The following is a 24,470-nucleotide window of genomic DNA, read 5'->3' on the forward strand; positions in this document are numbered from 1 at the left end:
AGCTGAATTAAATGGCTGCAATTACCCCCAGCTACACCATCGTCAATCCGTCGTATATTGCGCCGGAGATGATCCTCGGTTACCAGCAGGCATCAGGTGCGTTTGAAACCATCGCCAGCGGTAACCCGCAAGTTCGGCTCGGCGTTGGCGACCAGTACGTCTACATGCGCCGACTGGATATCCGTACCCAATCCACCTCCAGCCAGTCTGGAAACGGCAACCAGCTTCCAAGCGTGGCGCTGGATGCGAAGATGATTTCTACCCCAACTTATCTGTTCCGCTGCCGTGGTATCTACGATCACCACGACATGGCAGCGGCCGGTAACTGGAATTTTGCTCTGCCGGAGGCCCAGCGCCTCGGTATGCGCCAAGGCATCTTCCAGCAGCTCCGTTCCGCTCTGCTGTACGGTATGAACCCCGCCGGTGGTGAGGGACTACTGAATACCGCTGGTGCCACCACCGAGTCTCTGCCGCCGGACAGCAACAACAACACCACCGTGCTGACTTATGATCACGGCCAGATGGCTGTGTATCTGCTGGGCCATGTTCAGGCCGCTATGACCCGTACCATGCAGTTGGGTCGTCAGCAGCGTGTCGTTATCCTTGGTCCTCAGCGTATTCTCGGCGCAATGGAGATTCAGCAGATCGTGCAGCTGACTTCTTACCAGCGTCCTGGCGGCGGTACTGATACCGTGGGTAACACGGTAAAAGAAGTGCTGAAAGGGGCAAACGTCCAGGTTGACTGGGTGTATGACGACACCTTAATCGGCGCTGGTGCGGGCGGCACTGATGCGGTGGTAATCACCATCCCGGAGGTTGAGGTGCCAATGGTTAACTCGACCGTTAACACCAACGAATTCGCCAAGTTGACCCCGTCTCTTGCTGCGAACGCCCTGATGTTCTGCGACATGGCCGCGCCGCGTGAAATTCCGACACCGATTGCTGGTGGCGCCATTGATGTTCTGTCCGAAATGCGTTCTACCGCTGGCTGGGCGGTCCGCCCGGAAGCCATCACTATCCTGTCGATGGCCTACAGCGCCTGATCCATTCTTGTAGTGGTTAAGCCTCTGCCGGGGAAACTCTGCAGGGGCTTTTTTATGAGGTAACCCATGAAACTTTTTATCGCTAACACCACCAAACAACGCCAAATTTTTGCTTACCGCAAATTGGAGACCGGTCGGCTTGTCCAGATCCCGATTAACCACGGCGATCAGATGATGGTGCTGGACGGCTCCACTGAAGAGGTGGAATCAGTTATTCAGCATCACCAGATGTATGGGCTGATCGACTCAACGAGAATCGACCAAAGCCAGGCATTTGTTGGCTTGTGCTACAGCCTTAACAAGCCCGTATCTGCGGCGGTAATCGAGAAGACCATTCGTGATAACGACATTCACTTGACCCGTGGTGCGCACGGACGCCGCCAGGCATCCGTGGCGGCGCTTGACAGCGCATTGCGTGATAGCGGTACCGGTTATTCCGGTGAAATGGAGGTCAGCGCAGAGCAGGCGAAAGGCCGCGATGATAACGAAGACGCAGACGTGGTTAACGAAACCATCGTGACTGAAAAATCCGGGAACAAGAAAAAATGACAACGAGCCTGTCGGGATTTATTGAATTCATTCGAACTGACATGAAGGTAACTGCTGAACAGGTTCCCGACGACTCTCCGTCATTTTCCCTGGCTTATGGCGGCGCGGTCGAATGGGTTAACTCGGATATCGCGTGCGTTATGCCGAACCTGTACACCGTTGCTGTGTATAACCTCGGCGCGTCTTTCCTGGTCAACTACGGCACTGAACCCGTGTTTGCTGAATTCAGGAAGATATATGGCCTCAATGATTTCACCGCTGGTGTTATTACCGGGGCCAGTGATAACGCAACAAGTTCTCAGCGTTTGGTGCCAGATTTCTTCAAAAACTTGTCTCTGGCAGATCTCCAGATGCTTAAAGACCCGTATGGCCGGCGCTATCTGATGATTGCTGAGCAGTTTGGCAGCCTGTGGGGGTTGTCATGATCACCTTTCATCTGGGTGTTATCGATATTCCTTATGGGGATGAGAACACCACAACCAGCGACGTTGCAGTATATCTGGAGGAAAAATACCAGATTATGCAGACCTTCTTCGATCGGTATGGCAATGACATTGCCGAGCTGATGAGTAAAGACCTCGCTGCAAATCTTGAAAACATGTTGGCAGGCGCACCGCCATCAAGGGACCCGCTTGCAGAATCCATGTCGCGGATCCACGACTTGTTCGTGGCCTTTCTGGATAACGGCGAGATGAACGGAATGCCGGGAGTTCCCACCCGTCGCGCGCTGCTTGGCATCTCGAAGCGTTTCAAAAATAAGAGGGGCGATCCGCGAGAATCATTTATCGATACAGGAAATTATCAGGCAGCCATGCGCGCCTGGGTAAGCGGGGTGTTAAATGCCTTCCCTGAGTGAACTTCAGCAGAATGCGAAAACCGAGCTTAACGCCACACTGACGCAGGGGCTTGACGACCTGAGCCGCTTTCAGGTGGTCACCTTCACGAAGTACATCAGGAAAGTGCTTCCGCTGGATGGCTTCGTGTTTTGGGTAAAGGCGTCAATTGCCGATGATCCGGGCAGTGAACCGGATACCAAGGACGTAAAAGGCTACCTGCACCTGACAACGGAAAGCATTCAGGATGAGGAGCAGCTCTACGACAAAAACGTGGTGACGTTTACCGCGCAGGCCGATATCGATCCCTTCAATGATATTGGCTCCGAGGTGCTCTACATCGGCGAGTTCTACGGCATCCGGTTTGCATTTTCCCGCCGCTCCGGGTTGAACGAACCGGCCAATATTTATCACTACACCGGGCACGCCATTTACCCGCACATGATGTCGCAGATCATCAACTCGCCGACCGATATCGATCTGGCGGATGTGGTGGTTTCCAGTTCGCTGCCTATCTGGCTGTCATTGAACCAATACATGCCGATGTTTCCGGCCATGCTGTCAATGCAGAACCTGGCGCCACCGTATGCCACGGTGAAATGCAGCGACCCGGTACCAGTCGCCGGCGCTTTTTACCTGGATGAAAAATCCAACCAGTACCAGCTGGTTTCCGAGGATGTGACGATCTCGGTAACTGGTCTGCGCAATGCATCCGTAGAGGACTTTCTCCGCTACGTACAGCAATACACGCTCAGCGATGATGCCGAGATGGGCGTGATGAACATTCCCGTGGTGCAGGATGAGCGCGTGACGCAAAACGAGCTCAACATCATCGCCATGCGGAAGAAGATTAAATTTCGTGTCAATTACTATCAGCAGCGGATGAGGAACGTCGCCCGTCAGCTGATCACGTCCGCCATCCCGTCCATTTATGTGGAGAAATAATTAAATGGCCATAGTGAATATTAATGTATCGGTCACCAACCCACCGAAGCCGAGCCAGCTGCTGAAATCTGGCGCGCTAGTCTCTGTCGGTGGGACGACGCTGGCACCAGGCAGTTACGAGCTGCTGACGTCAAAAGACGACCTGAAAACGATTGTCGCGCCGGCGAAAACGATCACGGCAATCGCCTGGGCAACGAATACCGTCACGGTGACGCTACCCGCAGCGCATGGCTGGGCCAACGGAGAAAAAGTGCCGGTAGTGATCTCCGGTGTGGAGCCGGAGGGATACAACGGCGCGTTTACCGCAACGGTGACCGGCGACAAGGCGTTTACCTATACGTTAAGCAGCAATCCGGGTACCGCAACAAAGATGGGAACCGTACTTTCCGTAGCCGCCGGTGAAATTCAGCAGATGAATACCACCTACTGGGCGCAGGGGAGCAGCCGCGCGGTTTATGTGCTGGAGTTGGGCGAACTTAGCGCCGCAGATGCGATCAAGGCGTTGAGCAAGTTTATCGACGAAGATATTTCGCTGGGCAACACCTATCAAAAATTCTTCTCCTACCTGGTTCCCCGCGAATGGGACGAAGAGGCCACATTCAAGACGCTGGCGAACAACTACACTTCGCCGGGATCGCTGGTGAAGTTTTTTGTCACCACCACCATTGCCACCTATGAAGCGTGGGCGACGGGTAAATACCCGAATGTGTTCGCCGGCGTTGAAGCTCCGGGGATTGGCGCTACCGAGTTTTCGATGGCTGCACCGTTCCAGTCATCGCTGGCCAACGATCCAAGCTCGTCGAATATGGTTCCGCCGATGGCGTTCCGCTTCATGTATGGCGTGACGGATTATCCGCCTGCCGGGAACGGCAAGCTGCTCAAATCCCTGCAGGACAGCAACATCAACTACATCGGCACGGCGGCCGAGGGTGGTTTAAGCAACAAGATGCTGGTCGCCGGCCATATGCTGGACGGCATGCCGTTCAACTACTGGTATGCAGTGGCCTGGTGCGCCATCAATCTGGAGATGGATCTGGCGAATGAGGTGATCAACGGCTCCAACACCACCGTTAACCCGCTTTACTACGAGCAAAACGGCATCGACCGCTTGCAGCGACGTGGGTTAAAAACGCTGCGATCTGGCATCAGCTATGGGCTGATCCTCGGCCAGGTGATCGACACGAAACTCAGCCAGGACGTCTTCAACGAAGAGTACGAGAAAGGCACCTACGCCGGCAGCGCGGTGATCAACGCCGTGCCGTTCGCCAACTACACCAGCCTGAATCCGTCCGATTACGCCGATGGGAAATACAGCGGCCTGAGTGCGGTTGTCACACCGAAGCGTGGTTTCGAGTCCATCACCTTCAACCTCAACGTAACCAATTTTGTGGGGGCGTAATAAATGCCAAATCCATTAGTTCCGCAGGGATTCCTTAACCGCGTCCGGGGCGCGGTGAGCATTACCGACAAGCCGGCGTTAAACGTCACGGCGTCATTCCTGGGCAAAGAGGGGATCAGCATGCGGCCGGATACCGCCGCCACTGACATTATCCCCACGATGACCGGCACCGTGGGCAGCCAGGCACCTTACCAGCAGGTGACCTTGACGGTGCATTTGCTGAAAACGCAGGGGCTGGCCGCCAGCTATCAACGGCAGTTTGCCTCCGACACCGCCCTGGGGGAGGTGGTGGTTACGCCGGATGCAACCACTTTCGGCAACTACACCATTCTGAACTGCTACCTGGTGAATTTTAACGAAATCACCCTCAACGGTACGGATGCCGGCTTTGTTGCGACAATCTCCGGCTACCTGACCACCAACGACAAGATGTGGGATTGATGGGTATGAAAATTGACAGAAAACTGAATTTCGTCAGCACGATCACGCGTGAGGACGGATCGCTGGTGTACCTGCACGTTGTGCCGTTCCCGTATGAAGTGGTGCAGGAGAACTGTGTGTTGTTGGGGAACATGTTCCACAACTTCTTCACGTCAGTAGGGACAACCGCCGCGCCGCGCGTGGCCGCGATGATGCTGAGAAACATCCTGAAAGCACAGCAGGATGCCGGGGATCTTCCTGCGGGTACCCCGACGCTTGTCGATGATATTCAGCGCCTGACCACCGTGATCTTCAACGATAACGGCGTATGGCGCCCTGTGCCGCTGGAGGCGGCATTTAAGCAGGAAATCATCGAGCCGGATGAATACCGCGAGGTCGAGGGCGAAGTGGTGTTTTTTATGGTCTCCTCTGCTATTCAGAAAGCCAACCTGATCGCCCCGACGGTGGGGAAAACGCTCGAAATGTACAGTGGGCAACTCGTCTCATTGAACGCTACGGCGTTTCGCGATTCTTTACCGACGTCGAAGACGGCTACCGATACCCCGACCCAGGAAGCCCCGCAGGAACTGTCGTACATTCCCTCCTGACCTGGGCCTCCTGTGAGGGGTTCCGGGAACTCTGCCGGGAACTGGATTTTGGCGACTACAAAAGCCCGCTCCATTTCCGGCAGCGGTTCATTCTGGAAGAAATAAGACAGAAGGGCTATTTCAATGGCAGCTAAATCCGTTGTTGAAATTGATGTTCAGGACGAGAAATTTCAGGCGTTCCTCGAAAAATTCAATGAATACCAGAAGGCGCTCGAAGAACTGCCGGAGCAATGGCGAGGCGCAGCGCAGGGTATCGGCGATTCAGCCAAGCAGACGGAAAAGGTACTGGGCAGCACGGAGGCCATAGCCCAGGCCTTCAACGAAGGGATCGCCGCCGTTGCGTCCATTAACGAGGGGCTCGACCGCCTGAATGGCAATCTCGAAAAGGCCAATAAAACGCAGTCCGAGTTCAACAAGAAAAGCAGCGGCGCGCGCAAATTCCTGAGTAAGGCCAGCAAGGACGCGAAGAGTCTGGCCGGCCACATGAAGGACGCCACGACGAGCCTGCTTTCATGGGGGGCCGTGCTGGGGCTGTTTTCTGGTCTGGCCGGTGCGGGTGGGCTGTGGGGTATCAACCGCCTGGCGGGTTCTGCTGCTGCGCAGCGGTTCACATCGATGGGACTGGGAACCACTGCTGGCGGCCTCAATGCCAGCGCGGTGAACTACCAGAAGGTGCTCGGTAACCCAGTCGGCACGTTGGGCGCCATTCGGGATAGCCAACTGGACCTGAGCAAGCGCTGGCAGTTTAAGGCGATGGGGATTGATAACCCCAATCAGGATCCGGCGACCCTGTTGCCGCAGATGATAAAAAGCGCGCGCGATATCTTCGTGCGTAACGGCAGCACTCAGCAAGGCGCGGAAGCCTACGGTCTGACCAACTACTTCACCCTCGACGATCTCAATCGCTTCAAAAAAATGAGCGACGCTGAGATCGATGCGATGACCAAGCAGGCGCAGAAGGATACTCAGCGCTTGCAACTGACGGACCAGCAGTTGAAGCAGTGGCAGGATTTCAACATCCAGCTGGATCGAAGCAAGGTCGGCATTGAAAACACTTTCATCCGTGGATTGGCACCACTGACGCCTGAGCTGGGGAAACTCTCCGATGCTTTCTCCGGCGCGGTGGATACCGTCCTTAAATCCCCAGAGTTGGGGAAATGGCTGGATGGGCTGGCAGACGGCATCCGGCGGTTCGGTAATTATCTGGCCTCGCCCGAGTTTAAAAGCGACGTGGAATCGTTCATGACCGGCGTCGAGCGGTTAGGGCGGCTGATCGGCAAGGTGATTGACTGGGTAACGGGAAAAACCGATATCACGCTGGACGATGTGAAGTCTCATTCTTCTATGCTCAGTGACGAAAAGCGGACGGATCCGCAGAGCGGTCAGACGTACACGCCGGGTACTGACGACGATCCGCATGTTTGGGGATGGCTGAAAGGCGTCAAACACTTTTTCTCCAGTGGCAAAGTTGAGCCTGTCGATGCACGTCCGGCGGACGTGAGCGCCAGGGGCAGGACCATTGCCGATCGCTTCAATAACCCGGCCAATCTGCGCGCTGCGGCCGGGTATCAAACGGCGAACACCAAGAGCGGAAAATTCGCAGTGTTCCCCACGCTTGATGAGGGCGTGCTGGCGGCGGCCAAACAGCTCCAAATTTATGGCACCAGAGGCGTCGACAACATCCACGATATTGTCGGCAAATGGGCGCCACCGAAGGAGAACAACACGCGGGCGTATATTGATCATGTCACCAAGGCAACCGGCCGCTCCGAGTTTGAAAAGCTGAACCTCAACGATCCGAAAGTGTTGGCCCAGCTGATTTCTTCAATGTCGGTCAAGGAAGGAATGGGGAATCGCCTCAGTGAGGAAAAAGTCACCCGGATAATCAATAACGCCGGTGGCGCTGTCGGCAGCGTGAAAGAGCAATATGCGGCCGCTTATGGGGCAGAACGCCCCGGAACCCGTCAAAACCTCCCCGCGCCAGCCCCTCAACAGGCATCGGGTAAAACCGATCAGATATTGCAGCAGATCCTGGATAACCAGAGGCGAAACAGCAGCGCCGGCGTGGTGGTATACAACAACACCGGCGGCAGCGCGATTGTCTCGAGCACGCAACTCGGAGGATTCGGTTAATGGCATTTACGCGCGAGCTCTACAAATTGGGGTTTGAAATATCCCCGGTGATCCTTTGCGACGGTGTGGCGCAGAGTATCCCTGGCGGGATGTTGCCGATCGTGGCGCTGACGCAGAGCGCCAGTTATGTCAGCAACCTGCTGGGCGGCGCGGCGAATCTGACAGACCTGGATAAATATTTCTGCCACTGGCGCGCCGCGCAGGGCGCGAGCATGGTGGATTACGATATCGGCCGCTATCCCTTCGCTAACCAGGCGGTCGCAGCGAATGCGCTGCTGGCGCAGCCGCTGCGTATTCCCATGCTGATGGATGCGCCAGTGAATGATAATACTGGCGCGCTGACAAAGCTGGTCACGCTCAGCGCTTTGCAGGCCGTCCTGCAGGCGCACGCCAACCTTGGCGGCACGTTTGTTGTGGCCACGCCGTCGCTGATTTATAGCGGCTGCATCCTGCGCACCGTTCGGGATGTAACTGGCTCCAATGATCCGCTGCCGCAGCGTCAATGGTTGTGGGACTTTGAACAGCCGCTGATCACTGAAACTGGTGCTGAACAGGCGATCAACAGTTATTTGAGCAAGATTGATAACGGCGATAAAACCACGGAAAGCGCCTGGACCAATACGGTTTCCGCACTCGGAAATACCTCCCTGGGTAGCAGTGTTTCGGATGCGGTGACCGGGCTTATCGGTAAATTGAGCGGGGCGTTTAATTTATGAGCACAACACTTTATCCGTTTTCCGGTAATGAGCAGAAAAGCATGATTTTTACGCCGATGCTCGATGGCGAGGTGTATAACTGCCAGACAAAATGGAATATTGCTGCGCAGCGCTGGTATCTCAATATTACTGACAACTCAGGAAATCGCTTGTTAACCACCCCCATGATCGACTCGCCGGTGGGCTATGACATTAATTTGCTTATCGGGGCATTTACGAATACGAAAATGGTATGGCGATCATCATCGGGACAAATAGAGGTAATCAACTGATGCGGTATTACGATATTCAGATTTTTACCCCACCTGATAAAGACGGCAATCCCGGAAAACTCTTTAAGCAATATTCCAGCCTGAAAAATGGGGTTTTTAATCCCGGCAATTTAATGGTTGAATTTGATATTCAGCGATTTGGCGAGTCTACACCCAAAGGGCAAAGCTGCATCACGATTTGGGGGATCGGCCCGAAAGATATGCAGCAGGCCAGACAAAACATGTTTGGCATGACGATAAAAATGTGGGTGGGTATGTCGAAGGGGTTACCGTTGGCCAAACCCGCACAGCAAGGGCTTGTATTGGAGGGGACCGTCTGGCAGGTGCTGGGGAACTGGCAGGGCACCGAGCTACGGACTGACCTGATTGTAACTGCGGGGGCTGTCTCTGCGGTGAATCCCGCGCCGTTGGCACCGATCAATTTAACGCTGCCGTGGAATAAGGGAATAAAACTGTCTGTCGCTTTGACGCAATGTTTCCAGAACATGGGCGGTGATTATCGTTACTCGATAAGTATCAGCGACCGGCTGGTGAATAACTACGACAGCAACATGTTTTGTGGCAGCTTGTCCGAGCTGGCGGCAAAATTAAAATCGCTGAGCAGAAATATCATCAGGGATGATAAATATTCTGGCGTAGAAATAACGGTGGTGAATGGTAAGGAGATCCGCGTCTTCGATAATGATTTTGACAACCATATCGACAAGGATTCGAAAAAAAGCGCCAGTTACCGCAACCAAAATCCAATCCAGATAGCGTTTACCGATTTGGTCGGTCAACCAACGTGGGTGCAATTTGGCACGGTCAGTATTCCCTGCGTCATGCGCAGCGACATTCAGGTGGGGGATTATATTCGGATGCCGGAAAAACTACGGCCGATGATACAAGCCTCCTCCTATTCTCAATTCCGTGATGATGCCGCCTTTACCGGTGACTTTCTGGTTTCTTCTGTGCGGCTCCTTGGCAACAGTCGGCAACCGGACGCTAACAGTTGGGTGACGGTGCTTGAGGCCCACCCGACGGGAGGAATGGCTGCAACATGAGCATTGAAAAAAAACAGAGTTTCGCCGGAAACATGCATCGGTTCGCCGAACAAAAAATCGCGGACGCCATACAGATGGCCGGTAAGGTGCTGCCGGCCTCGGTGGTGAGCCGAGCGGGGAATATGGTCACGGTGTCCTTCCTGCTGCGCGATATTCCTTTCATGTTGCCACAGGTCACCGTCCCGTTGTTTGGGCCGCAGTATATCCGCTATCCCATGCAGCCGGGGGATCGGGGGATCGTCATCCCGGCGGATACGTATCTGGGCGGTGCCAGCGGACAGGGCGGCGGTACTGCCGACCTTACGCCGCCGGCCAATCTCAGCGCGCTGGTGTTCTTGCCGATCAGTCACACGGAATGGGAGAGCGTCGACGGCCAAGTGCTCACGTTGTATGGCCCGGAAGGCGTCACGATACGCGATGCCGGCAGCAAGACGACTTTCCTGCTGACTCCTCAGAGCATCACGATTGCCACGCCTGAGCAGTTCAAGGTCACGGTGGGCAGTACCGTGTTGACGCTGACAAATGGCTCATGGTCGCTGACCGGCCAGAGCGGAACCCTGGCAGATGGGCAGGCCAGCACCAGCCCGGCCATTATGCATGAGGGCTGGCAGCAGTTGCTTACCTGGGTGAATTCCCATCAGCACAGTAACGGCAACGGTGGGCAAAACACCGGCGGCCCGACAACGAGTTTCGACGGGAGCATTACCGAATGAGAACGTATGGGCAAGACGAATCCGGCAAGTGGGTCACGATCGCCACTGATGCGAACGGCTTCAACGATGCCGTCTATCTCACTACGCTGGTGCAAAACCTCAAGCTGGCGCCGCAGGAGTCTCCTTTTTTCGCGAATCACGGCATTCCCGCCAACGGTTCGGTGATCCAGCAGATTATCCCCACCTTTTACGTGAATCGGCTGCAACAGCAATTCAGCGGCCATTTTTCTTCTCTTCAGATTGCATTGACCGAAGTTGATCCCCAGGTGTACGACATTTCGGTTATCACCAACTCGGGCTCGAAAATAGTGGCGAAGGTGTATGTATGAGCGATTTACCCGTTATTTATGATATTACCGGCCCCGTCGCCAAAACGGCGGAAGAGTTGCGCCAGCAGGTTATAGAAACGGCGACGCGGCTTTCACCTGGGATTACGACCGATTTACCGGGTTCATTGATTGAGGACATGACCAGCACCAGCGTCGGCGCGCTGCTGGTTTGCGACCAGGCGCGCGTTGATCTGATCAATTCTTGCAGCCCTTACGGTTCGAACGTTCACCTGCTGAAACAGCTGGGAGCCATCTACGGCGTGCAGCAGGGGGAAGGGACGAACACCTCGGTATATGTCGTATTCTCGGGTCCGCCCGGCTTTGGTATTCAAAAGGGGTTTACCGTTGGGGATGGCACCTATTTGTATACCGTGAGACGGGACACGGTGATCCCGGACAGCGGGCAAACCGAGCCGGTGTATTGTCTGGCCACCACGACGGGAATATGGGCGGTGCCGGCAGGCACGGTTAACCAGGTGAAAACCTCCGTGCCGGAGTCGTACCAGGTAACCTGCACCAACCTGACGGCGGGTCTGCCGGGGACGGACGAACAAAGCCCCGCGTCGTATCGTGCGCAGGTGATGCAGGCAGGGATGTTCGGTGTGCAAGGTACGCCGGACTGCTACCGTTCCGCGCTGAAAAAAGTGAACGGCGTACAGGAAAACCTGATTTCGTTCCGCCAGGCGACGCTCGGAAAATGGGTGGCCGTCGTTGGTGGCGGTGATCCTTATGAAGTCGCCTATGCCATTTATAAAGCCGTGCCGGATATTTCCATTTTGACCAACGATGTATCGAATCCATCGGGGGCGGAGGTGGAAAAGAAAACCATACCGGTAACGGTCTACCCCGACGTCTATCAGGTGCCTTTCGTGGTTCCATCGTCGCAAAACGTGGTGGTGCTGATCACTTGGAACTCAGCGTCGACGACCTACATCGATCCGGCCGGCGTTGCAAAAGCGGTGCAGCAGAATATCGCCGATTACGTTAATGCTATCGCCGTTGGCCAGCCGATAAACATTTTCCAGATACAGGACATTTTTCTGAAATCGGTTGAGGGGCTCGTTGCCGCGTCGCTGCTGTCCATGATCCAGGTGCAAATCGGGATCAACGGCGCAATAAAACCACCGGCACCGGAGTCAAGCCTGGTTTATGGCGACACCTACGCCTATTTCTCCACCTCGGCGGCACAAATACAGGTGAAGCAATATGCAAGCTCTAATTGAGAAAATCATTCCTGCTTACCCGTATACGCAATATAACGCCGATCCCAACATCGTCGCGTTCTTCACCGCCTATAACACGTTGGCGCAGGGATATCTCGACTACCTCAATGCGCTTAATTTGCCGTGCTGGACTTCTCCCTCCATCACGGGGGAGTTGCTGGATTGGATCGCGCTTGGCATTTACGGGGAAGGGCGGCCATTACTGCAAATATCTGAGGATGCGATCGCCCGCGGTGCCTATAACACCATCGAGTACAACGCCATTCCTTATGCCGGCCTTAAAAATTACGTACCGGGTTCGGCGTCATACGTACCCGATGATTATTTTAAACGGATCCTGACCTGGAATTTTTATAAAGGTGACGGCTCGCACTTTTGTATCGACTGGCTCAAGCGCCGCCTTGCGCGATTTATTCATGGCACGAATGGCATCGATCCGCCGTTGCAAAGCACCTTCGATATCAGCGTGACGGTCAATAACGGCGTGTTCACCATCACGATCCCCGATTATGGCGATGGCGTTGGCTATTTCCTGAAAGATGCGATCAGCCAGTCTCTGGTCAAGCTCCCCTTTGTTTATACCTACTCTGTAACGGTGGTTGCACAATGATTATTGGATTTGGAAACAACGTCGTGTCGTCGTTGGCAGCAGATATTACGGCGACCCAGACCACAATACAGGTGATGCCAGGCGCGGGCGCGCTGTTCGCCGGGCTGCTCACTTACGACTACGCCAACGACTCAAACCCCCTCAAGGTCTACGCGAAAATTACGCTCACGGATGCGAAAGAAACCGTGTTCGAAGTTTGCCACCTTACCGCAGTCAACAACGATATGCTGACGGTTGTGCGTGGTCAGGAGGGCACCGCGGCGAAGGGCTGGTCCCTGAACGATGTGATCGCCAACTTTGCGACACGCGGTTCAGAAAATCAGTTCGTCCAGATTGAGCAACTGCAAAGCGGCCATTACACGTCGGCGGTGGCCGGCGGTACGGCGAACGGGTTAACGCTGGCGCTGCCGGCAACATTCTTCCTGAATGGCTCGACGGAATGGGCATTAAAAACGCCGATCCTGATTTACCCCACCCTGAACAATACCGGTGCCAGCACGTTGCAGTTGACGATGGGCGGCCGTGTGATGGGAACCTACCCGTTGGTGAAGGGCAGCAACACGGCATTACGCGCGGGGGATATCGTTGCCAAAAATCCTTTCCTGGCAGTATTCAATGCGGATCAGGGGCGATTCATCGTTCTTAACCCAACAACGGATGTTGGATCCGTCCGGTCAGTCAACGCCATTGGGCCGGATGCTGGGGGGAATGTCGCATTGCCGTTGTATGGACTGGGAATGGGGCCGCAGCATAAGGATGATGCCTACAGCAACATAGCGCAGTTTTATCGTGTGAATGGCACTTCGGTGAGTTCCCCTGGGAACGGCGTGTATGGTGTGGTCAGTTTGCCATGTGACGGCGGACCATCGGGTAGCTACCTGGCGATACAAGCCAATGGTATCGCCTATATTGGTTGGTCGAATACTCCGGCAAATGGGGTATTGTGGACACAAGTCTTTACCGCCAAAAATCCGCCGACCGCAGCCGGCATTAATGCCGCCGATGTGCGTAACAACTTCGCCGCCCGGATGGGCGTTTCCCGTGTTTTGACAGGCAATAATGCGCCTACCTCTGCCGGTGTGTGGAGCGTTGAGAATAGTTCTTGGGCTGGCACGACATGGGGTTCACTCATTTGTACGACGAACAGCAGCGATTTATCGACGACACCAGGCAACCAGAAGTTTCTACATTACCTGCAAATTACGCATGAGGCGGGCGGCAAAGCGGGGCTTCGTACTGCTATTAATGTTAATGGCACCTTTAGTGGTTGGAATCGTGTCTACACAACGGATTATAAACCAACGGCTGCTGATGTGGGGGCTGTTGCTAAGGCTGGCGACACCATGACGGGCCAATTAATTGCCCCCTCTGTTGCCACAACTCCAGGGGCCATACCGTGGGGGGCTGGGCCTTTTTCCGAACAATTGAACAATCAGGCGCCATTCTTTCAGCCTAATTGGCAGTGGCCTGTAACATCAGGCGGTGTTTATGTGCCAATAGTTAAAGGGGTGTCAACTCGACAAGGGCAAGGCTATCCAACTGCAGTGAGTTTTGGATATTTGCTCAGTGGTACGCCAAGCTTTGCACAAGCCTGCATCCATGCAAAGGGCGATAATACAGATGTAAATTGGCGATTTGACGCAAATGGCGGGAACTTTTATTGTCCAGGCGGAGTTTATGCAAATAATGCTATTTTTCATGTCGACGGTAATATTACCGGTAATATCTGGGGTGGGTATCTTAGTAACTGGCTGAATCAAAATATATCAAATGCGCAAAATAACGCTCAAAACTGGGCTTATCAAAATCTTGTCCAAAACGTCAGGCTCACTGGACGAATTAACCAGCCTGATACTGGGGGGCAAGTTAGAGCTCCTGACGGTTGCGTGTTTACTGGTATGTCTGGGGCCAACTATGACCCTTCAATTTGGGCGTCATATTCTTATGTGCAAGTTTTAATTAATGGTTCTTGGCGAAATATAGGAACTTCTTAATCATGGTTAAATTTGAAAATTTCACTATTTACAAACCTGAGTTTAAATCCACCGAAGAGGACGAGCCAGAATATAGGCCTGATATTCTTTACGCCAGAGATGAAAATGGGCGAGACTGGTACGATTGTCAGGATGATTTTAGTTCTGACACGCTGAAGGTCATGTATGACGAGAATGGCGTTATCGTCTGCATATCTAAAGACGTCACAGCAATTTTCCCTCCTGGTTTCTCAGTAGCAGAGGTGGCGATTAGCGAAGCTCCTCCTGAAGCGTGCAACGATATGACATGGGTATATCGTGGCGGAAGGGTGATTAAGCGCATCTACAGCCCTGCTGAAAAGCGCAAGATGGTACAGGGGGAGAAAGAGCGTCGTATTGCGCGTGTTAACCAGGTTACGCAAACCCTCAATAGTAAGTTGCTATTGGGTATGGCTACCGATGAAGAGAAGGCCAAATTGCGTGTATGGATGGACTACGTTAATGAAATCGAGAAGATCAGCGATGACGCAGACCCTGAAAAAATCGTGTGGCCAGCGGAGCCAGAGACACAATGATAAAAGCCGGGGATTACCCGGCTCATTAGTTTAAATCGACAGCGTGCGCCCCAGCGGCGCGCGCTCACACCACCTATCTTTATACGCCTCCGTCGGCTTGCCGAAGGAATAGCGCATCTCCTTTCCTTCCCGTTCGCATAACTCGTATGCGGCCCGAACGTTTAACCAGGTGACAATCGTCCCAGGGCAAAAACCATTATGTTCGCGGTCATATCCACCATTCACATAATCAAAGCAGATCCATTCTGGACTGTCTGCGCGAGTAATTAATTGAAAAGCACATGGTTTGCCGTTATAGAACAGCACAAAACCGAAGATCATTTCACGCAGAGACGTTATCATTTCCATCATTTGACGCTTGTTTCCGGGTTCATGCCCCCAACGCTTGGCATACAGTTCAAAGTAAATATCTACAATTTGAACGGGGGTTAATAACGCCTGGTCTACTACTTCACCACCTGAATTCAGGAATTTTTTTAGCTCGCGGTTTCGACTGTTTTTTGTTGATGATGAATATCCACCCTTGCCGCAGGTTTTAGCCAGGCAAATTTCACGCTGACTATTAAGCGAAAACGTAGAGTTCAATGTTGAACGGCCGTTTAAGGATGACAGGATTTTAGAGCGATAAGGGATCACTGTTTTAACACTGCTGCTAATTGGTAAAATCATTTCGTCTTTGTTAAACGGGAACATATCAATCCCGATTTTTTTCGACTGGCGTCCGACGATAGCGATCTCTTTTCTTCCATTGGTACACATGCCGCCGAGCAGTGAGCCATTGGAATCTCGTTTGATGTAGTATTTATGGCGTAAGTTAAGTTGACGTTGCATAAAGGATAAAACGTCAGGGTGAGTAACAAAACTACCGCCATAAAGGCTATAACATTTTCTATATTCTTCTGCTGTGCCTATGCGCCAACCAGTCGCATAAGAAATAAATTTCCGTATCATAATTTAGTTAGTTTCCTATATTATACTGCGCCATTATATGCTAAATGGCCTTGATTTTTGAAGTGCTATTGTTCGACGTGGCCGCTTGGAAACGACCAATATTACGATGACCGGTCATTTAATTTGAGTAAGGTTGAGGGGCAAATTAGGGGCAAAACATGATAAAAAGGGCAAAAAAAGGGCATTAAATTTGTAGCTTGGGGTACCTCAGTGTGCTTACGTGGGTTTCGCAACTTCTTGTTATAAAAATAAAATATTGCAATTCAGAGAGTTGTGATTATTGATGGCTTACATTCAGGTTGTATTGCAAACGCTTGTTATCTTGTTGATTCTCAGTCATTTTATTTTTTCGATACTCCAGAAAGGGGCATTATAGGGGCAAAGAGCATTAAATAGCCAGCCTGTCATTGAGCATTGCCACCTGATCGCCGTTCATCTGTTCAATCCATTTTCCGTAGATCTCGTAAACCATCTGCGCGTTTTCGTGTCCCATCTGCGCCGCGATAAATGACGGGTTCGCTCCGGCCGTCAAAAGCCAGCAGGCGAACGTGTGGCGCGTCTGGTACGGATTACGTGGTCGAATACCTGCGCGCTTCACAGCGGAATTCCAGCGAGCGCCTATCGACGACAGGCCATAGTGCGGCCGCTGTTCGCCTTTGGATGGGCGCGGGACGAACACAAAGCGCAGGCGTTGGCGTTCGGTGCTGCCGTATTCGCGGTGATGATACGTGATCTCGGTTGGCCGATGCAGACCGGTAAGCAGCCGCTGCGCGCGTAGTGCCTCCACCGCCGGCGCGAGTAGCGTTACCGTGCGAAAACCTGCCTGCGTTTTTGGCGGCCCGAATTCGCCCAGGGACGTTAAATTTCTGCTCACCCGTAATTCACCTTTGTCCAGGTCGATATCCTCCCATGCAAGGGCGGCAAGCTCGCCGTGGCGCAGCCCGGTAAAAATGGCGATTGTCCACATAAAACGGCGCTGGCCATCCAACGCCATTACCAACTGATCGTACTCATCACGGAGAAGCGGATCCGGTTTCGTGTTCGATCGCTTCAATTTTCGAACCTCCTCATAGGGTTTGTCGCGGATAAAGCCCGAACGGTAGGCAAAACGTAAAACGGTACAGAGTGCACCAACATAATCGTTTACCGTGCGCACGGTGCGGCCGTCCTTGTTGCTGCGCAGGCTTTCCTGGTAAAAGGTTCGCCCATGCAGGAGCGCATTTCTAAAACCGAGAATGTCGTTGTGGTTGATGTCAGCCAGCGCCCGATCTGGTCCCACAATGAATTTTATGGTTTTCATTTGTGACTGGGCTTTTTTCATCGTATTACGAGCCAATTCTGGTTCACGGTTTTCCAGCCAGGCATCCACTAACTGGCCGAATGTCTCGACCTTGCGAACTGGCCCGGAAGCGATGGTGGCTTCTGCCGCACGCTTAGACGTTGGGAACCGTGAGGCATAATCAAACTGCCCCAGTTGGATCTCACTCTGGATGACTGCCCGCATCATGGAAGCGCGCTTGATGTTTGCCGGGGTGATTTCCCAAGATCTCAGCAATTCGCGACAGCGTTTCCCGCGATACATGAACCAGATAGCCAAGCGCTTTCCGCGGATCTCGACACCGGTTGGTAGTTTTGCTTTTGCCATCACGCATCCTGAACCATCTTATTAATCTCCGGGTAGTTGTACCAAGTGACTCCGCGTACGGCACGTTGGCCACTGGATGCAACCCGCTTGAAATGCACCCCTTCAATCCAACACCCTTGGCGATATTTTTCTATTTGTCGATCGCTAAGGCCCGTCTTTGCTTTAAGCCTATCTTCAACAACCCACTCTTCATTAAAGATCACTTGCGGCATACTTCACCTCATGATCGGCCAGCAGATTATCGTGCTGGCCGTTACTATTTTGATTTTCGAAAATCATTTTTCAGTGCTGTAAACGCCGTCGCAGTACAGAACGGCGCGCGGGCGGCGCAATTGGATTGCTTCCTTCATTCGTTCGCACTGGTCGAAGCTCGAGTAAATCCGCTCTGATACCGGCAAAGCATCGCAGGCATCGTGGCCGCACGGGCTTACCAAAAGGAGGAAGCCGATAAGTGTCAGCATGCCGCCTCCTGCGCCGGCGACAGGTCATCGATCGCCTGCTGATAGCGCTGAACCTCGTCAGCGCTCAGGAACCGCGCAGAGCGATGCAGAAGGGCGCCTAGCTCTGCCCGTTCCTGGCTTGTGGTGCCGCCGTTCTTGCCGGCCGTATCGATCGACGCACCCAGGCCGGCAATCGCGTTCAGTCGGTGGTGCTGCTTCACGATTTTGTTTTTCAGCTCGGTGTACAGGGTGATCCCCAGCTGCGCTTTCAGTTCTTCAACTGAGGCGCGTAGGTCCGTCGCCTGTGCGGTGGTGGTGATCTTCTCGATGCTGCCGCGAATATCCTCAGCAATCTTTTCAGGCTCTGAATTTTCAGTAACTGGCTCCGGCGCCTTATCAGCCGCCTCGATCAGCTGGCCGGCGCTTACGCGGGTGTCCGGCGTGACGTCTTTCTCTTTATGCCAAACCATCTCTTGCCCGCGCTCGAGCATTTCCATGATCTCGGAGTTATTCGGCAGCCGCCGGCACAGACGGTGCATGACGGATTTTCTGGACATAGACTCGAACCAGTTAACCCACGGGCCGCTGTCGCTGTTCTTGCTCGCCGCGCGAACCTTCTCAATGTCCTGCAGGTTCATCACTTCAAATTGCAGTTCGCCGCTGCGCATCTTGGCGTAAGCGAACGCGCCGATCATATCCCCGCGGTCGAGCAGATTGGGTTCGTAGAAAACATGTTCGCCGTCCTCATCCATCCACACCCGGAATTTATCGTTAGCGTACAGCGCGCGGGCTGCGATGATAGAAACCTCGCCTGACTGACGTGCGCGTTTCATCACGCCATCGATCATCGGCAAATACTGCGCTCGAGGGATCCACTGACCATCGGCGTTTTTCGATTTGTAAACGACAAGGGCCGCCTCGCGCCCATCAGGGATCAGCCCGTCTTTAGCACAAGATGACAGGGCGTTAATCACGCTCTGGCGGTCGGCGCCATACAGGTCTTTGTTATTGGCCAGCGCCACGGCGGCGGCGCTGGTAAATTTTTCAAAGCTGACGTGGCTCGGCAAAATCTCCTTTGCCGGTGCCAGCTGTTCTGCCAGGTCTTTCTGGATCAGTGCAAGTTGGTTGCTCATTGGTATGCTCCTTAGGCTACGCGCAGCGCTTCCATGCGGCGCTGGTCAAAGTCGTTAATGTCGTCCACGATTTCTTCGGTGATCGGTTCTGGCCACACGCCGGTATCCTGTGCCTGTTTGATATCCCGCAGGGTTTTGCGGTACTCAAGGCGGCCGAGTTCGAGCAAGTCAGCGGAGGCCTCCACGATGGCGACCCAGTGGTAGTGCTCATCCTTGTTGACGAAAATCCAGAAGAACTGATCCAGCGCCGCAACATCGCAATACATGCCCGCGCTCAGGTGGTAATCGCGCTCGATGATTTCACGGTGCAGGCGGGCGCGCAGGGCGCTTTGCTTGACGTTACCCATGCTGACGGTTTTCAGGTCAAAGCCGGTACGCAGTCCGCCGGCCTCAATCTCAAGATCGGGACGTACGCGCAGTTCGAGGCCGGTTTCTTCATCGATGCCGAAATAGCTCACCTCAACCGCGCGTTGTGGGTGCTGCAACAACTGTCCGGCCGATGGGTGGGTGAACAGGGCGCGCTGAATTGCCTTGGCGTGTTTCATCTGCGCCTGCGTGATCGGCTGGCGCTGGTCGTTGCTATTTTTCCAGGCGCTGATCACTTCGTCGGCGAATACCGCAGTTGGCAAAATCGTTTTGATACGCGCGGCCATATCCTCTTTGCTGCCGCTGACCGGCAACGGCGCCGGAATCGCGCGCTCTTTCTCGACAAACTCCGGATCGATGGTCGCCAACTGTTCCAGCAGTGCGTCGCGGCTGCCGGTGGTTTTCAACGGCGCCGGCAGGGTGGCGTTGTACTCTTTGATGCAGGCTTTCATCGCCGTGGCGGTGATTTTTGCCTCCTCTGGGATGCTCTGAAATTTCGGCGGCAGCAGCATGTAGAACTGGCCGATTTCGTCAGCGTTTCCGCCTAGCGCATACGGCGTCGGCAGGGTGGCGTTATGCTTCTCGATCACGGCGCGCAGCGTATCGGCGTCGGTCTGTTTCGGCAGGGTGGCGTTGTGCTGTTCGATAAATGCGCGCATCGATGCTGTATCTGTGAATGCCCCCTCGGGGATCACAGGCTCAACGCTGAATTCCTCGTCCAGCTTTTCAGGTTCTAGCGCCAGCGCGTGAACCAACGAGCCGAACGTCATCGGATCGGTGCGCTCGCGCTGGATGGTTTTGATAACGTGGCGGCCGTGGTAATACATCAGGCTGATCCGCGCGTCCTTTGCCATCGTGCTGCTGATGCCGTTGGCGCTGTGGTAGACCTCGTTCGGAATATCCAGATAGCGCCCTGGCTCGAAGTATGCCGGGGCTGCCGGTTCTTCCCGGCGCGGTGCGTCGACGATTGCCGCGGCAGCCTCGTTCTGTACTTCGACTGGCGCTGCGGTATCGGCGTTCTCACCTGACAATTCCGCCGTTTCGCCTGACACTCCGGCCATTTCCGTTGACGAATCTAGGAATTCGCGAACATCGTCGCCGGTTGTGGCGCCCGCGGCGTCGACCTTGGCCAGTGGTGACTCATTAAACAATGTGGAAACGTCGAAGAAGCCACCACCCATGCTGCGGAGCTCTCCGGGTTGCTGCTGCGCGACTTCCGTTTTTACGCCCTCATTTGAGGCGTCAACCTGCGCGGGCTCTGGGTTTTCCTGCTGCTGCGCGCCGCTGGCTGCGGCCATTTCCTGACATTTTTGCTCTGCTGCCCGGCGTGCTTCCTGCAAATAAAACTCAACACGGGAATCGATAAATGCGACACGCGGCTCCTTTTTATCCTGCCAGTTTTCCAACACATCGCAGGTAAGGTGGTGAACCTCATCCGCGATCAGCTGTTTGAATGGGTCGCATGTCTCGATCTCTTTGGCCAGCAGCCGAGCGATGTAGCTGTGTGATATGCCTTCGCCGACGGCCGCGGTCAACTCGGCAACGTCGCTTTCATCCATAACACCAGTCGTTCCGGCCAGCGCCGCACGTATTTCAGCCCGCAGCCATGCGCAGCGTTCTGTCTCGAACTCTGCGACCACTTCATCTTTTTCACCCGCATTTGAGGCCGCTTGTTGCGCTTCGGCGCCAGTTTGTTGCACGGTCTCTGTGTTTTGTTGCGCCGGTTTAGCGTCGACCTCGATCAGATTGGCGTTGATATAGCTGCGCAGCGCACCGGGGGTAACGTGCAGGTTTTCTTCGGCCCCGCGGATTAGTGCAACAATCGCCTGTCGGGAGAACTGCAAAACGCCTGGCGTGGCGCTGAGCTGCTCATTCCAGGCTTTCAGCGCCGCATCGTTGCGCTTTTTCATCTCAGTGACCGCGCGGATAATGGCGCCGGGCGGGTTGGAAATGTCGAAATCAGACGGATACAGCGCGCAGCCGATTACGGTTTCCAGCATCTGCAGGGAGTCGATCGGCGTGCCGGTTGCCGGCTCGGCGCCGTTTGTGAGGATCGCTCCGGATTCGGTGCGCAATGGCCCCTCAGGCGCGGTTTCGGCTGGTTTGGTGCCGCCAGCCGCTGAGGTTTGCCACTTCGAGATAACGCCCGCGCGCTGTTCTACCGTAGCGTCGAGGTATTCGGTGGCGAATTGGCACAGCTTTCCCAGCTCCGGCACTTTGCCGAACGGTGGCCAGATGGCTTTCATGCCCGAGATCGCGGTGATCGGCATTTCCGGGTAAAGGGTTGCGTATTGCTTGAGGCTGGTCAGCGCCAGAATGACGTTTTGCGGGTAGCGCTGCGCATCGTCCATCACGAGCGCCTTGGCCGCGGCTAATTGCTCATCGTTCAGCTTCAGGCAGTTATTGCCGTACAGCCATGCCGCGGCGATTACGGTGTGCTTGTCGAGGCTCGACGCGAAGTATTCACCTGCAGGTTTCTGCTGCTCCTGCACCACCTGCGTTTTTTCGGTGCTCCTGCCGTTTTCTGCTGCTCCTGCACCACCTGCAGGTTTTGTCATGTAGGGGTACAGCTTCGGGAATGCCACGGATGGATCGAGCGTGTCGCGCGGCACACAGGTTTTGCTGGCGTCGCTGTCCAGCGCCCAGGTAAGCCAGAATGTTTCGCTGAACTCGCCCTCTGCGGGCAGCTCGTCAACGACTGGAAAATCGATGCGCACCGGCGCGAAGTAGTCGGCCTTTGAGTGGCCAGCTTCCATGAAGAGAAAATCACGCTTTGTCTCCGCGTGATCGTCAGACTTCGCCTCAAAGTACGTAAAAAGATGGTTTTTCCCAGATTTCTGTTTTGCCCTGTAAAGATAGGCTGCAACATTTTGCATTGTGAAGTTCTCCTAGGTTTAGGTACAATGCCAGCCGATCAGTGATCTGCCTCGGTTGGTCATTGGTTATGCTCCGGTTATTGGGGGTGGTTCCCCGGTAACCCGTCACCGGGACGTAAAGCCGGTAGACTGGCCCGCCTTGTGCGGGCCTTTTTACTTTCTAATCGCAGTAACTGCGGTTGCAGTGTGGGCAGTAAATAACATGAGTGTTTTTTGCTTCGTCGAGCGAAATACCGGTTTCATACCCACGCAATCCGTGTTGCTGGTAAATATCTTTTTTGCAGCGAAAACAGATCCCATCGTTTGGCGCGAAATGTGGAACGTGTTTATTGTTGCAATATTCCACCTGTGCCTTTCGTGCCGCGACAGGGGAAAATAACTTTTCCATAAATAACCTCTCGTGGTGATTGATATTGAAATGCGCCCTGCGAGTTGACGCCCCGGAAGGGAAACGCTTGACGCATTTCAATATTCTAAAAAGCCCCGCCAGCAACGGCGGGGAAGGCTACACACAGTAATCAATCATCGCTTGCGAGCATGGCCAGCAGGGCAAGCAGTAGCAGCTTTTTAGGCGATGGACGCCCCTTTATTTCGAACTCAGAAGGCACATCATCACTCACTCCAAGATGAAGGCGTGCTGCGGCATCAATGGCACATTTAGGGCAATCATAATCACCTACGTTGGCACCTTTTGAATTCACGAGAGAGTGCGGCTTTTCTTTATTATCGGTATTGACGATATAACCGATGGTTTCGCCGTTAGTCATAATTTCCACTACGGTTTTGTGCAGCAGGTTTAATTTGATTTCGATTGATTTGATCATGGCTATGCTCCGTTTTTAGGTAATGAGATCCCGCGACTGATTAATTCAGCCGATAGGGTGTTGCTAATTTAAATATCAGTTCGTGCCAGCTGGCTCGAATTCCGGCGGGATCCGCAGGGATTCAAAAGGGCGCTTGATGGCCCGAAGGTTGCCGACAGGTTCGAACCGGTAGCGGCCGCGGATGTAATCGAATGATGCTACCCACGGCGCCCCGGTGCGCGAGTTACGGAGGCTGACAGCCTTACCGCTGTTTGGGACGATCTTGCTCATTGCCTTGCCCCTCTGCTGTTAGTCGGCCATCTGACGAGCTAACCAGCGTTGCGCGCCTGATGCGGTTTTAAAATCCCGGCTCTTTGTGAACGTCATCGCGGTAAAAGTGCCGTTGCAGTTAGGGAAAACACCAGTTTTTACTGTCTCGTTGTTGCCCTGATCGATAGTTTTGTTTTCCATCGTGTTCTTCCTGCTCTGTGGTTGGTCATTGGTTATGCTCGCCGTCTTTCCGGCTGTCAGAACGTTGTACCTGCTGCGCGCATGTCTCGATGACTGTTGCTGCGTTGTGTTTAGATTAAACTCTATTCGTGTTTTTGTGTCAACACGAAATGTGTTTGTTGTTTTTCAGAGGGAGCTTTTTTGCGGATTGAGGGTGAGATGGGCGTAAAAAAACCGGCTCAATGGCCGGTTATGAGGAGCTGGGTGGGGCAATGCTGCCGTTACTCGTTGATAGGTTTATATCTACCGCGCAAGTATTTCTCTACATAATCATCAAGTTCTTTCAGGCGTAATTGGAAGAGGTCGATCATTCGCTCTTGCTCTGCTTCTGGCAACTGATTGAAGAGATCCAGCATCTTTTT

General features: G+C 53.9%; 27 protein-coding genes. 18 read left to right on the plus strand and 9 right to left on the minus strand.

The genetic code is table 11. The features are described 5' to 3' along the window. Positions 1–11 precede the first annotated feature (11 nt). The 18 genes from ACQKJZ_RS04025 (at position 12) to ACQKJZ_RS04110 (ending at position 15,384) form a co-directional block, all read left to right on the plus strand. Positions 12–1,043 carry a hypothetical protein gene (locus ACQKJZ_RS04025; protein ID WP_048321450.1) on the plus strand — a complete coding sequence of 344 codons (1,032 nt, stop codon included), beginning with the start codon at positions 12–14 and terminating at the stop codon, positions 1,041–1,043. 66 nt (positions 1,044–1,109) lie between these two features. Continuing rightward, positions 1,110–1,592 carry a hypothetical protein gene (locus ACQKJZ_RS04030; protein ID WP_048321451.1) on the plus strand — a complete coding sequence of 161 codons (483 nt, stop codon included), beginning with the start codon at positions 1,110–1,112 and terminating at the stop codon, positions 1,590–1,592. Next, on the plus strand, positions 1,589–2,017 hold the full coding sequence (locus tag ACQKJZ_RS04035) for a hypothetical protein (RefSeq protein ID WP_048321452.1): 429 nt from the start codon (positions 1,589–1,591) through the stop codon (positions 2,015–2,017). The genes ACQKJZ_RS04030 and ACQKJZ_RS04035 overlap by 4 nt, the downstream gene beginning before the upstream one ends. Further along, positions 2,014–2,448, plus strand: coding sequence for a hypothetical protein (locus tag ACQKJZ_RS04040; protein WP_048321453.1), 435 nt, complete (start codon positions 2,014–2,016; stop codon positions 2,446–2,448). Before ACQKJZ_RS04035 ends, ACQKJZ_RS04040 begins: the two co-directional genes overlap by 4 nt. Further along, a complete protein-coding gene (locus ACQKJZ_RS04045; protein WP_048321454.1) occupies positions 2,432–3,370 on the plus strand; it encodes a hypothetical protein in 939 nt (312 codons plus the stop codon). The genes ACQKJZ_RS04040 and ACQKJZ_RS04045 overlap by 17 nt, the downstream gene beginning before the upstream one ends. A gap of 4 nt (positions 3,371–3,374) precedes the next feature. Beyond that, complete coding sequence (locus ACQKJZ_RS04050; RefSeq protein WP_117187993.1) at positions 3,375–4,769, plus strand: hypothetical protein; 1,395 nt, start codon at positions 3,375–3,377, stop codon at positions 4,767–4,769. Positions 4,770–4,823: 54 nt separating this feature from the next. Further along, positions 4,824–5,210 (plus strand): hypothetical protein, encoded by a 387-nt coding sequence (locus ACQKJZ_RS04055; protein WP_356808676.1) that lies wholly within the window; start codon positions 4,824–4,826, stop codon positions 5,208–5,210. Then, a complete protein-coding gene (locus tag ACQKJZ_RS04060; RefSeq protein ID WP_273865935.1) occupies positions 5,210–5,797 on the plus strand; it encodes a hypothetical protein in 588 nt (195 codons plus the stop codon). The genes ACQKJZ_RS04055 and ACQKJZ_RS04060 overlap by 1 nt, the downstream gene beginning before the upstream one ends. 123 nt (positions 5,798–5,920) lie before the next feature. Further along, on the plus strand, positions 5,921–7,930 hold the full coding sequence (locus ACQKJZ_RS04065) for a hypothetical protein (RefSeq protein ID WP_403017571.1): 2,010 nt from the start codon (positions 5,921–5,923) through the stop codon (positions 7,928–7,930). After that, complete coding sequence (locus ACQKJZ_RS04070) at positions 7,930–8,646, plus strand: hypothetical protein (RefSeq protein WP_049235275.1); 717 nt, start codon at positions 7,930–7,932, stop codon at positions 8,644–8,646. The genes ACQKJZ_RS04065 and ACQKJZ_RS04070 overlap by 1 nt, the downstream gene beginning before the upstream one ends. Next, the gene (locus ACQKJZ_RS04075) at positions 8,643–8,918 is read left to right on the plus strand and encodes a hypothetical protein (protein ID WP_048321459.1); all 276 of its coding nucleotides are present in this window, start codon (positions 8,643–8,645) and stop codon (positions 8,916–8,918) included. The genes ACQKJZ_RS04070 and ACQKJZ_RS04075 overlap by 4 nt, the downstream gene beginning before the upstream one ends. Then, positions 8,879–9,961, plus strand: a complete 1,083-nt coding sequence (locus tag ACQKJZ_RS04080; protein ID WP_427730056.1) for a hypothetical protein — start codon at positions 8,879–8,881, stop codon at positions 9,959–9,961. Before ACQKJZ_RS04075 ends, ACQKJZ_RS04080 begins: the two co-directional genes overlap by 40 nt. Beyond that, positions 9,958–10,674, plus strand: a complete 717-nt coding sequence (locus ACQKJZ_RS04085) for a hypothetical protein (protein ID WP_351714041.1) — start codon at positions 9,958–9,960, stop codon at positions 10,672–10,674. Before ACQKJZ_RS04080 ends, ACQKJZ_RS04085 begins: the two co-directional genes overlap by 4 nt. Continuing rightward, positions 10,671–11,003, plus strand: a complete 333-nt coding sequence (locus ACQKJZ_RS04090; RefSeq protein WP_359573345.1) for a hypothetical protein — start codon at positions 10,671–10,673, stop codon at positions 11,001–11,003. The genes ACQKJZ_RS04085 and ACQKJZ_RS04090 overlap by 4 nt, the downstream gene beginning before the upstream one ends. Further along, a complete protein-coding gene (locus tag ACQKJZ_RS04095; protein WP_403017576.1) occupies positions 11,000–12,226 on the plus strand; it encodes a baseplate J/gp47 family protein in 1,227 nt (408 codons plus the stop codon). Before ACQKJZ_RS04090 ends, ACQKJZ_RS04095 begins: the two co-directional genes overlap by 4 nt. Beyond that, the gene (locus ACQKJZ_RS04100; protein ID WP_048321463.1) at positions 12,210–12,836 is read left to right on the plus strand and encodes a hypothetical protein; all 627 of its coding nucleotides are present in this window, start codon (positions 12,210–12,212) and stop codon (positions 12,834–12,836) included. The genes ACQKJZ_RS04095 and ACQKJZ_RS04100 overlap by 17 nt, the downstream gene beginning before the upstream one ends. Further along, on the plus strand, positions 12,833–14,830 hold the full coding sequence (locus ACQKJZ_RS04105; RefSeq protein WP_356808615.1) for a hypothetical protein: 1,998 nt from the start codon (positions 12,833–12,835) through the stop codon (positions 14,828–14,830). The genes ACQKJZ_RS04100 and ACQKJZ_RS04105 overlap by 4 nt, the downstream gene beginning before the upstream one ends. Positions 14,831–14,832: 2 nt before the next feature. After that, positions 14,833–15,384 (plus strand): tail fiber assembly protein, encoded by a 552-nt coding sequence (locus ACQKJZ_RS04110; protein ID WP_356808613.1) that lies wholly within the window; start codon positions 14,833–14,835, stop codon positions 15,382–15,384. Between the two features lie 30 nt (positions 15,385–15,414). Here ACQKJZ_RS04110 and ACQKJZ_RS04115 read toward each other — a convergent pair whose 3' ends face one another. The 9 genes from ACQKJZ_RS04115 to ACQKJZ_RS04155 all read right to left on the minus strand — a co-directional run bounded on the left by ACQKJZ_RS04115 (position 15,415) and on the right by ACQKJZ_RS04155 (position 24,069). Then, positions 15,415–16,335, minus strand: a complete 921-nt coding sequence (locus tag ACQKJZ_RS04115) for a GNAT family N-acetyltransferase (protein WP_047730626.1) — start codon at positions 16,333–16,335, stop codon at positions 15,415–15,417. A 388-nt stretch (positions 16,336–16,723) separates the two neighbouring features. After that, a complete protein-coding gene (locus ACQKJZ_RS04120) occupies positions 16,724–17,980 on the minus strand; it encodes an Arm DNA-binding domain-containing protein (protein WP_351714021.1) in 1,257 nt (418 codons plus the stop codon). After that, a complete protein-coding gene (gene xisR / locus ACQKJZ_RS04125; RefSeq protein ID WP_047730590.1) occupies positions 17,980–18,192 on the minus strand; it encodes an excisionase family protein in 213 nt (70 codons plus the stop codon). Before xisR ends, ACQKJZ_RS04120 begins: the two co-directional genes overlap by 1 nt. Before the next feature lie 63 nt (positions 18,193–18,255). Next, on the minus strand, positions 18,256–18,441 hold the full coding sequence (locus tag ACQKJZ_RS04130) for a hypothetical protein (protein ID WP_047730591.1): 186 nt from the start codon (positions 18,439–18,441) through the stop codon (positions 18,256–18,258). Beyond that, entirely contained in the window at positions 18,435–19,553 is a 1,119-nt protein-coding gene (locus ACQKJZ_RS04135; protein WP_356808668.1) for a recombinase RecT, read from the minus strand. The genes ACQKJZ_RS04130 and ACQKJZ_RS04135 overlap by 7 nt, the downstream gene beginning before the upstream one ends. Before the next feature lie 11 nt (positions 19,554–19,564). After that, positions 19,565–22,795, minus strand: coding sequence for a PD-(D/E)XK nuclease-like domain-containing protein (locus ACQKJZ_RS04140; RefSeq protein ID WP_403017535.1), 3,231 nt, complete (start codon positions 22,793–22,795; stop codon positions 19,565–19,567). 518 nt (positions 22,796–23,313) lie between these two features. Then, complete coding sequence (locus ACQKJZ_RS04145; protein ID WP_060419475.1) at positions 23,314–23,619, minus strand: hypothetical protein; 306 nt, start codon at positions 23,617–23,619, stop codon at positions 23,314–23,316. Between the two features lie 75 nt (positions 23,620–23,694). Continuing rightward, on the minus strand, positions 23,695–23,889 hold the full coding sequence (locus tag ACQKJZ_RS04150; protein ID WP_356808643.1) for a hypothetical protein: 195 nt from the start codon (positions 23,887–23,889) through the stop codon (positions 23,695–23,697). Between the two features lie 18 nt (positions 23,890–23,907). Next, the gene (locus ACQKJZ_RS04155; RefSeq protein ID WP_356808641.1) at positions 23,908–24,069 is read right to left on the minus strand and encodes a DUF1391 family protein; all 162 of its coding nucleotides are present in this window, start codon (positions 24,067–24,069) and stop codon (positions 23,908–23,910) included. Between the last annotated feature and the right edge of the window lie 401 nt (positions 24,070–24,470).

This window comes from Sphingomonas sp. NPDC019816 (genome assembly GCF_050274375.1).
Taxonomy (GTDB): Bacteria; Pseudomonadota; Alphaproteobacteria; order Sphingomonadales; family Sphingomonadaceae; genus Sphingomonas.